At 71.2% G+C, this 12,982-nt stretch carries 10 protein-coding genes and 1 pseudogene; 7 read left to right on the top strand and 4 right to left on the bottom strand.

Annotated features, from left to right (window positions below; all coding sequences use genetic code 11):
• The first annotated feature begins 11 nt into the window (after window positions 1-11).
• Together ACFYTS_RS10590 and ACFYTS_RS10585 are read left to right on the top strand one after the other, a co-directional pair.
• Window positions 12-530 carry a methylated-DNA--[protein]-cysteine S-methyltransferase gene (locus tag ACFYTS_RS10590; protein WP_387302767.1) on the top strand — a complete coding sequence of 173 codons (519 nt, stop codon included), beginning with the start codon at window positions 12-14 and terminating at the stop codon, window positions 528-530.
• Window positions 531-595: 65 nt separating this feature from the next.
• On the top strand, window positions 596-868 hold the full coding sequence (locus tag ACFYTS_RS10585) for a DUF2277 domain-containing protein (protein WP_387302764.1): 273 nt from the start codon (window positions 596-598) through the stop codon (window positions 866-868).
• A 30-nt stretch (window positions 869-898) separates the two neighbouring features.
• Here ACFYTS_RS10585 and ACFYTS_RS10580 read toward each other — a convergent pair whose 3' ends face one another.
• Both ACFYTS_RS10580 and ACFYTS_RS10575 read right to left on the bottom strand, forming a co-directional pair.
• Window positions 899-4,255: an AAA family ATPase gene (locus tag ACFYTS_RS10580; protein WP_387302761.1), complete on the bottom strand. Its 3,357-nt coding sequence runs from the start codon at window positions 4,253-4,255 to the stop codon at window positions 899-901.
• 427 nt (window positions 4,256-4,682) lie between these two features.
• A pseudogene (locus ACFYTS_RS10575) lies at window positions 4,683-5,843 on the bottom strand (exonuclease SbcCD subunit D); the annotation flags it as partial.
• A gap of 278 nt (window positions 5,844-6,121) precedes the next feature.
• Here ACFYTS_RS10575 and ACFYTS_RS10570 point away from each other — a divergent pair.
• Both ACFYTS_RS10570 and ACFYTS_RS10565 read left to right on the top strand, forming a co-directional pair.
• Entirely contained in the window at window positions 6,122-7,285 is a 1,164-nt protein-coding gene (locus ACFYTS_RS10570; RefSeq protein WP_387302759.1) for a DNA recombination protein RmuC, read from the top strand.
• A 117-nt stretch (window positions 7,286-7,402) separates the two neighbouring features.
• Entirely contained in the window at window positions 7,403-8,551 is a 1,149-nt protein-coding gene (locus tag ACFYTS_RS10565) for a DUF6542 domain-containing protein (protein ID WP_387302756.1), read from the top strand.
• Between the two features lie 150 nt (window positions 8,552-8,701).
• Here the strand turns inward: ACFYTS_RS10565 and ACFYTS_RS10560 are convergent, their stop codons facing one another.
• Window positions 8,702-9,718: a 4-hydroxy-3-methylbut-2-enyl diphosphate reductase gene (locus tag ACFYTS_RS10560; protein WP_387302753.1), complete on the bottom strand. Its 1,017-nt coding sequence runs from the start codon at window positions 9,716-9,718 to the stop codon at window positions 8,702-8,704.
• Window positions 9,719-9,832: 114 nt separating this feature from the next.
• On the opposite strand from ACFYTS_RS10560, the gene ACFYTS_RS10555 reads away from it, so the two are divergent.
• The 3 genes from ACFYTS_RS10555 (at window position 9,833) to ACFYTS_RS10545 (ending at window position 12,215) form a co-directional block, all read left to right on the top strand.
• Complete coding sequence (locus ACFYTS_RS10555; RefSeq protein WP_387302750.1) at window positions 9,833-10,552, top strand: lipid droplet-associated protein; 720 nt, start codon at window positions 9,833-9,835, stop codon at window positions 10,550-10,552.
• A gap of 212 nt (window positions 10,553-10,764) precedes the next feature.
• Complete coding sequence (gene xseA / locus ACFYTS_RS10550; RefSeq protein WP_357280829.1) at window positions 10,765-11,991, top strand: exodeoxyribonuclease VII large subunit; 1,227 nt, start codon at window positions 10,765-10,767, stop codon at window positions 11,989-11,991.
• A complete protein-coding gene (locus ACFYTS_RS10545; protein ID WP_357280090.1) occupies window positions 11,991-12,215 on the top strand; it encodes an exodeoxyribonuclease VII small subunit in 225 nt (74 codons plus the stop codon). The genes xseA and ACFYTS_RS10545 overlap by 1 nt, the downstream gene beginning before the upstream one ends.
• Window positions 12,216-12,267: 52 nt before the next feature.
• On the opposite strand, the gene ACFYTS_RS10540 is transcribed toward ACFYTS_RS10545, so the two are convergent.
• Window positions 12,268-12,849, bottom strand: a complete 582-nt coding sequence (locus ACFYTS_RS10540) for a DUF4245 domain-containing protein (RefSeq protein WP_357280092.1) — start codon at window positions 12,847-12,849, stop codon at window positions 12,268-12,270.
• Window positions 12,850-12,982 lie beyond the last annotated feature (133 nt).

Raw genomic sequence — 12,982 nt, 5'->3', positions numbered from 1 at the left:
GGACACCCCTCATGAGCTCCGAAAACACCCACGCACCAGCGGATTACGCCACCACGACCACCGCGGCCGGGCCGTTCACGGCCGTGGTGGACGCCGACGGGGTGGTCCTGGCCTCCGGCTGGACCGCCTCGGCGGAGGAACTGCGCGTGCTCATCCACCCCGGCATCCGGCCCGCCGAACTGCGAGCCCGTGACTCGCTCGGGCCGGTCTCGCGGGCCATCACCGACTATCACGCCGGTGATCTGACCGCCATCGACGCCATTCCTGTCCGGCAGGTCTCCGGGCCGTTCCTCACCCACGCCTGGGAGATCCTGCGCAAGGTTCCCGCGGGCGAGCCGGTCACCTACACCGACTTCGCGGTCATCTCCGGCCGCCCCGCCGCCACCCGCGCCGCCGCCAACGCCTGCGCCCGCAACGCCGCGGCCCTGTTCGTCCCGTGCCACCGCGTCATCCGCACCGACGGCAGCCTCGGCGGCTTCCGCTACGGGCTGCCCGTCAAACGCTGGCTGCTCGACCACGAATCCGCCTGATCCGACCCCCGACCAGCGGTATCGCCCCGACCGGGGTGTCGGTGCCCCGGCGTACGCTCGCAACCATGTGCCGCAACATCCACACCCTGCACAACTTCGAGCCGCCGGCCACCCCGGACGAGGTGCACGCGGCGGCCCTGCAATACGTCCGCAAGATCAGCGGAACCAACAAACCCTCCCAAACCAATCAGGCCGCCTTCGACCTCGCCGTCGAGGAGATCACCGCCGCCACCACCCGCCTCCTCGAGGGCCTGACCACCAGCGCCCCGCCCAAGGACCGCGAGGTCGAAGCCGCCAAGGCCCGAGCCCGAGCCGAAGTCCGCTTCGCCCGCAGCTGACCGACACCGCGAGGCCGCGCAGGCGGGCGGTCAGACGCCGACCGAGGTTTCCAGGCGGGAGCCGGTGCGGCCGCGAATGACGTGGAGGCGGCTGGGGATGCGCTGGCGCATTTCGTCGACGTGGCTGACCACGCCGACCACACGGCCGCCGGAGCGGAGTTCGTCGAGGACTCCCATGACCGAGTCGAGGGTGTCGGCGTCAAGGCTGCCGAAACCCTCGTCGATGAAGAGGGTGTCCATGACCAGACCACCCGATTCGGCGGAGACGACGTCGGCCAGGCCCAGGGCCAGGGCCAGGGAGGCCATGAAGGTCTCGCCACCGGAGAGGGTTTTGGCGGGGCGGACCGCGCCGGTGTAATCGTCACGGATGTCGAGACCCAGGCCGCCGCGACGGCCGCGGGGACCCGCGGCGTCGGTGTGGACGAATTCGTAGCGGCCGCCGGACATTCGGCGCAGGCGGACCGATCCGGCCAGGGCCACTTCTTCCAGGCGGGCGGCCAGGACGTAGGAGCGCAGGGACATGCGGCGGTTGTTCTCGCCGCGGCCCGCGACCACCTCGGACAGGCGGGCCAGTTCGTCGTGAGCGCGTTGCAGCGGGGCGATGTGTTCGACGTCGGACTGCAATTGCGCGCAGAGGCCCGTGAGTTGCCTGACCTGCCGCTCCGCTTCGGCGTGTGCCGCGACCGCTCGGTTCAGCTCCGATTCCGACTGGGCCACAGCGTTTTCCAGTTCACCCGGATCACCCGGTTCCGTGTCCCCGGCGGCGCGGATCTCCGGTTCGGCGAGGACGGCCTCGGCGTGGGCGCGAGCGCGATCGGCGGCCACGAGTTCGTCTTCGATCTCCGACTGCTGCGCGGTCGTGCGCGAGGCGGCGTCGACCGCGCGGGCGTACTCGCCCAGCACGGTGTAATCCGGGCCCGACTCCCCCATCACCGGGGGCGCGGATTCCACCAAACCCGCTTCGTAAGACAGCTTTTCGACCCGCACGGCGGCCGCGGCCACCTGCTCACGGGCGGTGACGGCTTCGACGCGGGCCGCGCGGACCACACCGGCCTCTTCGACCAGGGCCGCCAGCCGTGCGCGCCGCCGCTCGACCGTGCCGTCGGCTCCGGCGGCGGCGCGCAGCCGCTCGGTGAGTTCGGCCAGCCGACGATCGGTGGCCACGATCCGCTCGGTCGTCGCACTCACGCGGCTCTCGCACTCGCGCGCCTCGTTCTGGAGCCGGGTCTGATCCGCCCGCAGCGTGTTCAGTTCGGCGGTGAGCCCGCCCACCAGCCCCGCCGCCCGCTGGGCCGCGGTGAACTGCCGCGTCGAATCATCCAGCGCCGCCGCCAATTCCGCCTTGTCGACGTCGCCGCCTCGCTCGACCAGCACTTCGACGTCCCGCTCCAGGTCCGCGACCAGTTGACCCGCCCGCTCCCGGGCGGCCTCCGCGGCCCGTTCGGTGGCCAGCGCCGCGTCCTCGTCCGCCTTGGACACCGCGTGGTCCGCGGGCCGCGCCGGATTCGGGTGCGCGTCGGACCCGCACACCGCACACGGCTCCCCCTCGACCAGCGCCTCCGCCAATTCCGCGGCCATCCCCGCCATACGCTGCTCCCGCAGCGCCTGCGTCCGCTTCCACGCCTCCGCGTGCGCGGTCTTCGCCTGCTCGAACCCGGTCCCCGCCCGCGCCAGCTCACCTCGCTTCCGCTCCAGCTCGACCGCGGCCTGCGCCGACGTCCGCAACCGCAGACAATCGGCTTCCAGCCCGGCCAGCGCGGCCGCCGCATCCGCGGCCCCACGCAACCGGACCTCCACCCCCGCAACAGCTTCCGGCAACTCCCCCAGCCGCGTGATCAACGTCGCCGCCCGACCCGCCAGATCCTTCTGCTCGGTGCGCAGCCCCGCCAATTCCCGAGTCAGCCGATTCGCCGACTCGGCATCGGCCCGCACCTCGTCCAGCGCCCCTACCTGCGCACTCCACCGCTGCACCGCGGCCTCGAGCCCGCCGCCGGAACCGGCCCGGGACAGGTCGTCCTTTCCACCGGCGCCCGCCGAACCCGTATCGATCTGCGTGCCAAGGCGGTTCGCGCGAAGGTGTGGAACCTCGTCACCGGCGACCTGACCTGGAGTGTCGGCGGCCGACGGCCGTGTCGGGTCCACACCGTTGCCGCTGCCCCGGGGGGCTTCGCCGTCACGACCGGGCTCATCGTGTTCGACAGGACAACCGGCGTCCGTTCCCGGCTGGATTCCGGGCGCGGGGAGGTCGGCCAGGTCGGTGGCGAGGTCGGTGCCCGCGAGTTCGGCGGCGGCCAGGTCGGCTGCGGCCCACGTGGTTCCGGGGAGTTCGGCGGTCGCGGGGTCGAGGAGGCGGTCGGCCAGTTGTTCGGCGGCACGGGTGGCGTCGTCGGTGCGGCGGCGCAGGGCGACGGCGGCGGTGCGGGCCTCGGCGAGGGCGGCGGCGACCGGTTCGGCACGGCGGGCTCGGTCGAGCTCGGACTGGCGGGCCGCGCGGTGGGTGGCGGTCGCGGTGAAGTCGGCGAGCTGGGTCCGGGCCGTGGCGCGGCGGCGGAACAGGTCGTGGCGGCGGCGCTCGGCCTCGGCGGCGGCACGGACCTTCGACGAATCCTGTTGGCGCTGTCGGAGGTCCGCGGAGGTGGCGGTCAGCGTGGCGTGGGCGGCGGTCAGCAGGGACTGCGACCAGGCGACCGATTCGAGGATGGTGGCGGAATCGGTGGCGGGTAGACCCGCGGCGGTTCCGACGCGGGCGATCAAGGCATCGATGCCGTGCTTGCGGGTGTCGAGTTCGGCGGTGCTCGCGCGACGCTTGTCGATGAGCCACTGTTCGGCGGTGCCGAAACGTTCGGTGTCGAAGAGCTTTTCGAGGAGCTTCTCGCGTTCCTCGTTGTCGGCGCGCAGGAAGCGCGCGAAATCGCCCTGGGGCAGCAGAACGACCTGGAAGAACTGGTCGGCGCTCATGCCGAGCAGGCGCAGCACCTCGTCACCGATATCGGGGATGCGGGACAGGTTCTGGCCGCGGCCGTCGAGCCATTCCAGGGTGGCGACCGAATTCTCCTTCACCCACCCGGATTTGGCGCGTTTGCTGGGCCGCAGGAATTCCGGGGATCGGATCAGGCGCAGGGTCCGGCCGCCGACCGTGGCCTCGAGCAGCACCCGGGGCGGGGTCTGCTCGTCGGCGTGATCGGAGTGCAGGCGCTTGCCCTCCTCGCGCGCGCCGGGCACCTTCCCGTACAGCGCGAAGGCGATGGCGTCGAGCACCGTGGTCTTCCCGGCCCCGGTCTGCCCGTGCAGCAGGAACAGCCCGTCCGCGCCCAGCTCGTCGAAATCCACCACGGCCGTCTCGGCGAACGGCCCGAACGCCGTCAGCTCCAGCCGATGCAGCCGCATGCCGTGACCCCTTCCCGCAACGCTTCGACCCATTCGACAACCGATCGCGCGCCCGCGGCGGCGGGACACGCCGAAATGCCCCGCACCCCAACGCTCACGCGGTCATCCCGTCCGCGGTCTCGCCGGATTCACCCGTCCCGAGACCGAACTCCTCCACATCGAACAACCCGAGCGCCGCATCGGCCTCCGCCGCGTCCGCCCCGCGCACCGACCCGTCGAATCCGGCCGCGCTGACCACCCGCTCCGCTTCGGCCGCCCCCGGCCGGGCGGCATCCGCCGCCGCGGACGCGGCAGCGCCCTGAGTGGCACTCACCTCGGTCGGCACCGCGGCCGTCCGCGCGGAAACCGCCTCGGCCGGCACGGATGCGGTCTCCACGGGGGCAGCCGCCGCGGGTGCGGCCGCCACGGCAGGAGATGCCGTGCGCTCATCCGGCGCGGAAAAGCGGCGGGGACCGTCCTTCTCGCGGGTGGCGGCGGAGAGGGCGCGTTCGAGCCAGGTCATCTCGCCCGCGGTCGGGACGCCCCGGACGTCGGCGAGGAAGCTCTGGGCGATCTCGGTGTCGCGGCGGCCGTGGACGCGTTCGCGGTAGCGGAGTTCCGGGTTGCCGTCCGGGCGTTGCCATTCCACGTGGACGGCGTGCGGGAAGCGGTCGCGCAGCCGGCGCAGGGCGTCCACGGGGCGCGCGGTGTCGGTGAGGGTGGCCGATACATAGTGGCCTTCGGCTTCGGCGTGCTCCGGCGATTCCAGGAGGGATTCCAGCGGTCCGGTGAGCTGGGACAGGCCGCGCACCACCGGGAGGTCGTGGCGCCGCACCTCCGCGAGCCCGGAGGCGTCGAGATCCACGATCCACACGGCCTTGCGGTGCGAGCGCTCGCCGAACGAATACGGCAGCGGCGATCCCGAATACCGGACCGACTCCGACAGCGTCTGCGGCGAGTGCAGGTGCCCCAGGGCGGTGTAGTCGATCCCGTCGAACGCCGACAGCGACACCGTCTCCACCCCGCCCACGGAGATGGAACGCTCCGAGCCCGTCGCCTCACCGCCCACCACGAACGCGTGCGCCAGCACCACCGAACGCGCCCCGGTCCGCCCCGCCAGATCCGCGCGCACCCGCCCCATGGCCGCGTCCAGAATCTCGGCGTGCGAACGCGCCTGCGGTACACCCAATTCCACCCGGGTGATCTCCGGCTCCAAGTAGGGAATGCCGTAAAAGGCAATTTCACCGAACTCGTCGGAAAGCACGATCGGCCGCGCCACATCCGCGATCCGGCAGCGCAAATGCAATCCGCCCGCCGCCGCGAAACTGCCGAGCGCACCCAGCCGAGTCGGCGAGTCATGATTTCCGGAGGTCGCGATAATCGTCGCCCCCGCTGCCCGAATTGCCTCGAATCCCCGATTGCACACCGCGATCGCGTCCGCGCTGGGAATGGAACGGTCGTACACGTCCCCCGGCAGCACGACCACGTCCACCCCCTCGGCCCCCACCAATTCCGCGATGGCCCGCAGCGAGCACTCCTGATCCGTCAGCAGATCGACGCCGTGAAAGGTGCGCCCGATATGCCAGTCGGAGGTGTGCAGGATCCGCATGCCGGAGAACGCTAGGCGATCGCTCCGACAGGTTGGGCTACACCCTGGCGAGTCGACTGAAACACGCCGATGTATGCCCGGGCGATTCAGCGTCCGCCAAGGAGACAACTGTTTTCGCGACGGTCCGGGTAACTCGCCGGGTACGCCCGGAGTTGGTTCGGCACCCAGCCGTCGGCGTGGATCCGGCAGGGTCGACGGCTCGCTGCCGTCCGCCGAAGACACGGGGAGGCGGGCGAGCTTCACCGAATTGTCGGTGCCGTACGGCACTATCACAGGCCATGACCGCACCGATGCTGTTCGCGCTGCTGTTGGTGTTCATTTCGGGGCTGGCCCTGGGCTGGCTGGGGCATGCCGCGCGGGCGGGCCAGCGGGGTGCGATGGCCGAGGCGAGACTGGCGGCCATGCGGGACAACGAGCAGTTGTTGCGGCAATCACTCGGGGCGGCCAGTGAGGACGCGGCGCGGCGGCAGTCGCATGCGATCGGCGCGCTGGTGGAACCGCTGCGCGACGCGGTCGGCAGCCTGGACCGGCATATCCGGGAGGTCGAGCACAACCGCATCAACGCGTATTCGGGCCTGCGCGAACAGGTCGCGGGCATGCAGCGGATGTCGCACCAGTTGTCCACCCAGACCGGTCAATTGGTAGCCGCCTTGCGCGCGCCCCAGGTGCGCGGCCGCTGGGGCGAGATCCAGCTGGAGCGGGTGGTGGAGCTGGCCGGGATGGCCCGGCACTGCGATTTCGACACCCAGGTGACCCGCCGCGGCGACACGGTGGTGCGGCCGGACCTGGTGGTGCGGCTGTCCGGCGGTCGTCAGATCGTGGTGGACGCCAAGGTGCCGTGCACCGCGTTCCTCGACGCCGCGGGGACCGAGGACCCGCGCGAGCGCGCCGGTCATCTGGCCCTGCACGCGCGGCACCTGCGCAATCACGTGGATCAGCTGGCGGCCAAGGAGTATTGGGCGGCCTTCGACCCCTCCCCCGATTTCGTGGTGTTGTTCGTGCCCGGTGATCCGTTCCTGGACGCGGCGCTCACCGCCGATTCCGGACTGCTCGAGTACGCCTTCGGTCGCAATGTGGTCTTGGCGACGCCCACCACGCTCATGGCCCTGCTGCGCACGGTGGCGCTGGGCTGGCGGCAGGAGGCGATGTCGGCGGACATGGCCCTGATCCAGCAGCTCGGCCGCGAGCTCTACACCCGGCTCGGCACCACCGGCCGCCACCTGGACCGGCTGGGGTCCCAGCTGGGCAAGGCGGTCGACGCCTACAACCACACGGTCGCGTCGATGGAGTCGCGCGTGCTGGTGACGGCCCGCAAGATGCACGATCTCGGTGTCGCGGACGCCGCCCCGCCGGAGGTCCGCGGTATCGACAGCTGGCCCCGCGCGGTCAGCTTCGCCGGAGACGACTATCGGTTCCGCGGCGACGCGGCGGGTGAGGCCTGAGCAACCGCTCGGTCCCAGGGCGCACACGCCGTAGCTAACTCCTGGTTCACACGATTCGGAATACCTGCCCGATGTCGCCTGCCTCGTGAAACACCGATATGCCTTAGTGTGCTTGACGTGGCAGTTACCCAACGCGAGCGAACCGAGGTGCCCCCGTCGCACCGTTCGATCCTGCCGTCGGTTCCCGGCGTCTCGGCCCTCATCGCGGTCCTGATCGCCGTGACGTGCACGTTCGTCGGGTTCCTGATCGATTCGATGGGCGGCGACGAGCTCACCGGCACGTTCGCCAGCCTGTACGTGATCGGCTGTCTGCTGGCCGTGCTCGCGGTCCGCTTCCGGGGACTGTTCACCGCGCTGGTGCTGCCGCCGCTGCTGCTGTTCATCGCGGTGCCGGTGTCGTACCAGCTCCTGCTGGGCTCCGCCCGCAGCTTCAAGCTGCGCGAGATCCTGCTGAATCTGGCCATCCCGCTGGTGAACCGGTTCCCCACGATGGCGCTGGCCACCACGCTGGTGCTGATCGTCGGCGGGGTCCGGATCGCCATGCACCGCAAGGACGGCGGCGACGGCGAGGCCCGCACGCTCCGGGGTCGCGCCACCCGGTCCGGCGGCGCCCGCGCCCAGCGCACCCGGCCCACCGACGCCAAGGACCCCGCCAGACGCCGCTTCCGGCCCGGCGACGACACCACGGGCGCGGGCGTGACCGAGCCCACCGAAACCGAGTCCGCCCGTTCGTCCCGCCGCGCCACCGGCCGGGTCGCCGCCGGACCGCCGCGGGTGGGCGCGAACCGGCAGTCCGGTGAGACCCGCCGCCGCTCCCGCGAGGCCGATCCGGCCGCCGCCGATCGCACCCCGCCCGCCACCGAGAGCCGCCGCCGCCCGGCGCGCCCGGACCAGTCCGCCGCCCCCGCCGAGGGCCGCCGCCGCGGCCAGTACGGCGAGCAGCAGCCGCCGCGCACCGGGGAACGCCGCGCGGTCCCCGCCGAGCCGCCCCGCGGCGGCGAGCGTCGCGCCGCCCCGGCCGACCGCACCCGCACCGGGGAACGCCGGGCCGCGCAGCCCGCGCCGGAGCCCGCCGCGGGAGACGGCCGCCGCCGGCGCGCCCAGAGTCCCGAACAGGCCGCGGGCCGCGGCGCGGCTCCCGGCGCCAATCCGGCCCCCGCGGCCGAGGGCGGCCGCCGTCGTCGCCCGCAGCCGGGCGAGGTGCCCCCGCACCCGCGTCCGAATGTGCGCTATCGCGAACGCGATTCCGGCCGCATCGAACGCTGACCGCGACACCCGAGCGACGATCGCCGTAGATTTCCGGCAATCACGAAATTCGGGACGAAATAAGATCATCCGGATAGCAATTCGCGCCCGCCACAACGAATGTGGCAGGCGCGAATGTGTTTTCGTAGCCGGATAAACCCGGCCGCGGGATTACCCGCGCGCGGCGCGCAGTTCGCGCGGCAGCGAGAAGACCAGCGTCTCATTGGCGGTGGTGACCGGCACCACCTCACCGAAACCGTGCTCGGCCAGCAGTTCCAGTACGCCCTCGACGAGGATCTCCGGAACCGAGGCGCCCGAGGTGACGCCGACCGTGCCGATGCCCTCCAGCCAGGCGGTATCCACCTCGCGGGCGTAGTCCACCAGATGCGCGGCGCGGGCGCCCGCGCTGAGCGCGACCTCCACCAGCCGCACCGAGTTGGACGAGTTGCGCGAGCCGACCACGATCACCAGATCGCATTCGGGGGCCATCGCCTTCACCGCGGTCTGACGGTTGGAGGTGGCGTAGCAGATGTCGTCGCTGGGCGGATCCTGCAGCTTGGGGAACTTCTGCCGCAGCCGGTTGACCGTCTCCATCGTCTCGTCGACCGACAGCGTGGTCTGGGAGAGCCAGATCACCTTGTTCTCGTCGCGCACGGTGACGGCGTCGACGGCGTCCGGGCCGTCCACCAGCTGCACGTGCTCGGGCGCCTCACCGGCGGTGCCCTCGACCTCCTCGTGGCCCTCATGGCCGATGAGCAGGATGTCGAAGTCGTCGCGGGCGAAGCGCTTGGCCTCCTGGTGCACCTTGGTGACCAGCGGGCAGGTGGCGTCGATGGTACGCAGCTTGCGGGCGGCGGCGGATTCGTGCACGGCCGGGGAGACGCCGTGCGCGGAGAACACCACCAGCGCGCCCTCCGGCACCTCCTCGGTGTCGTCGACGAAGATCACACCGCGGTCCCGCAGTGTTTCCACCACATGCCGGTTGTGCACGATTTCTTTGCGGACATAGAGGGGGGCGCCGTGCTTTTCGAGCGCCTTCTCCACAGTTTCGACCGCCCGGTCCACACCGGCGCAATAACCGCGGGGTTCGGCGAGTAGTACGCGCTTGTGCGAAGGACTCAGCGGCGCGCCGGCATCACCCGCCGCGGACCGGACGATTCCGACGTTCAAAGGGATACCCGAGGACATGCCCCACAGAATACGGGTGCGGCCCGGTGCGCATTCGCGCGGAGGTTGGCATCACAATCACTTTTCGTGGTCTGTCACCTTTGCATCACACGGCGTTTCGGGCAGGCTAGGGGCATGTTCCGACCTCCGTTCCTGGCCCGGGTCGCCGCCGGGGCCGCCGTCTACGCCCTCGAGGAAACTCGTCGGCTACCGGCGACCGCGATCAATTTCCCGATCACGGCGATCAGCCAGATGCTGCAGACCACCATGCACCTCCAGCAGTTCGTGACCAGCCTCGCCCTCAAAGGCGACGCCGTCTTCGACCGTTTGCTCACCCAGTCCGAGGAGCAGCCCGCCTGGGCCACCTTCGACGAGGACGATGACGACGAGCTAACTCCTGGCTTCGGCGCCGAATCGGCTTACCGGAGCCGTTTCGACCTCTTCACCGAGCCCGAACCCGCTCCGGTGCCCGCCGAATCGGCCGCGCAGGAGGCTGCCGAACCGGAGGCCACCGAGACCCCCGCGCCCACAATGGCTTCCAAGGCCGCCACCAACGGCCACAACGGCAGCGCCCCGGCGAAGCTGGAACTCGTGGCCGACGTCGAGCCCGCCCCGGCCGAGCCGGAGGTCGCCGCCGAGCCCGAGACCTCCGTCACCGAGACCTCCGTCACCGAGCCCGAAGTGGCGACCCGCTTCGCGTACGGGGACATGACCATCGCCCAGCTGCGCGCGCGACTACGTCAACTGTCCATGGACGATCTGACAACCCTCCTCGACTACGAGAAGCAGACGCTCGACCGCGCCCCCTTCGTCACCATGCTGACCAACCGCATCGCGACGGTCTCGGCGCAGTAATCATTCGATCGGCGCCGACCGTACGGCACACGCCCCGGACGGTCGGCGCTGTCGCGTCGGCGGGCCATGCGCTGTCGCATCGGTGGGCCCTGCGCCGTCGCGTCGGTGGGCGCTGCGCCGTCGCGTCGGTGGGCACTGACAGAATCGTCGGCGTGAGCACCGATACGACGCCGGGCGCCGCGAAGCCGCCGAGCTCATCCGCCGAGAACCCGATGCCGGTGCGGACCATCGCCGTCAAGGTGGCGCAGTGGATCGACCGGCTGGGCGCGGTGTGGGTGGAGGGCCAGATCACCCAGATGAATCTGCGTCCGGGCACCCGCACCGCGTTTCTGGTGCTGCGGGACACGGCCGCGGACATGTCGCTGTCGGTGACCTGTGATCCGGAGCTGCTGCGCGGTTCCGCGGTGCCGTTGCAGGAGGGCAGCCGGGTCGTCGTGTACGGCAAGTTGTCGTTCTTCACCGGTCGCGGCACGGTGTCGTTGCGGGTCACCGAGATTCGCCCGGTGGGCATCGGCGAGCTGCTGGCCCGCATCGAGCGGTTGAAGGCGCTGCTGGCGGCGGAGGGCCTGTTCGATCCGCGGCTCAAGCGTCCGATCCCGTTCCTGCCCAATCGGATCGGCCTGATCACCGGCCGCGCCAGCGCCGCCGAGCACGATGTGGTGACGGTGGCGACGCAGCGCTGGCCCGCGGTGCGCTTCGAGATCCGCAATACCGCCGTGCAGGGCCCGACCGCGGTGCCGCAGATCCTGGAGGCCATCACGGCTCTGGACGCGAATCCCGAGGTGGATGTGATCGTGCTGGCGCGCGGCGGCGGCAGCGTGGAGGATCTGCTGCCGTTCTCCGACGAGACCCTGTGCCGCGCCATCGTTTCCGCGAAGACCCCGATCGTCAGCGCCATCGGCCACGAACCGGACAATCCGATCTCGGATTATGTGGCGGACCTGCGCGCCGCCACCCCCACCGACGCGGCCAAGCGGATCGTCCCCGACGCGGCCGCGGAAACCGCACTGCTGCAGGAGCTTCGGTCGCGCGCCAACGCGGCCCTGCGCGGCTGGGTGGACCGGGAGGCGCGCGCCCTGACCCAATTGCGTTCGCGCCCGGTGCTGGCCGACCCGCTGCGCCTGCTCGACCAGCGTCACGACGAGGTGGAGCGTTTGCGCACCGCCGCCCAGCGCGCGGTGGATCATCGGCTCTCGGGCGAGTCCACCACCACCCGGCACCTGCGCGAGAAACTCGCGGCGGTCGGTCCGGCCGCCACGCTGGCCCGCGGCTATGCCGTGGTGCAGCGGGTGAACGGCAAGGACCGCGAGGTGGTCCGGGCCATCGAGGACTCGCCGCCCGGCACCCAGCTCCGTATCCGGGTGGCCGACGGCGCGATCTCCGCCGCGGCCCTCGGCTCCCAATCCCTGGCTCCCCGCCCGACCCGGAAGGACTCCTGATGACCGACGACGAACGCACCGAGATCGCCGGGCTCGGCTACGAGCGCGCTCGCGACGAGCTCGTGAACGTGGTCAAGATGCTGGAGCAGGGCGGCATGGATCTGGACGAGTCGCTGGCGCTGTGGGAGCGCGGCGAGGCGCTGGCCACCCGCTGCGAACAGCATCTCGCCGGTGCGCGCAAGCGCGTGGAAGACGCCCTCGCGCACCGCACTTCGGCGGAGTAGACGGCACTACGCGGGACGCCTGGCCCGGACAGCGGGCCCGGCGCCGCCGGGATCAGCTGCGCGGCAGCGGCTGGGCCTGGCCGATGGCGGTCGACAGGGTGTTGAAGGCCGCCCCGTTGCCCGCGCCCTTGATCAGGATCCGGACGTCGCCGAAGTCGGAGATCCAGGCGGGCTCGGAGCCGGGTTCGGCGAACACGCTCCACTTGTGGTCGCCGCGCTGCTCGCTGCCGGTGGCGACCTTCACGGGCGCGTACTTCTTGGCGAGCGCGTCCACCGTGGCGTTGGACTGCGTCAGCTGCATGTAGGTGCCCTCGGGGCTGATGAACCCGACCGTGCTGAGTTCGCCGCCGCCGGTGCCGGTGATGGTGTCGTGGCTGCCGGAGTTGGGGGTCCACTTGTCAGGGCCGCTGTCGGGGAGGGCGGGCAGCCGGATCGGGAACGACAGGTGCCGCGCATCGTCGGTGAGGGCGGTCTTCACGTCGAAGTTCGGAATCTGGCCCTGTGTCGGCCCCTTCGTGGTGAAGGAGCATTGGCTCGCGATGCCCGCGATGACCAGGCAGATCAGCACCAGCGGGAGCAAGGACCAGATGAGGTCCTTGTAGTCGTTCTGGCTGCGCGGCTTTTGGTACGACACGCACACAGTATCCACGGCCCCCGGATGCGACCCGGCTCACACTGCCGTCAACGAATCCCTGTGGTGCCGTCGACGAACCCGTTCGTGTCCGGCGTTTCCCGTAAACGTCCACGACCGGCGCGAAAGTGAAACG

Source organism: Nocardia sp. NPDC004151 (assembly GCF_042874235.1).
GTDB lineage: Bacteria > Actinomycetota > Actinomycetes > Mycobacteriales > Mycobacteriaceae > Nocardia.
Note: the sequence above shows the minus strand (reverse complement) of the source record. Positions and strands in the feature narration are given on the sequence as shown.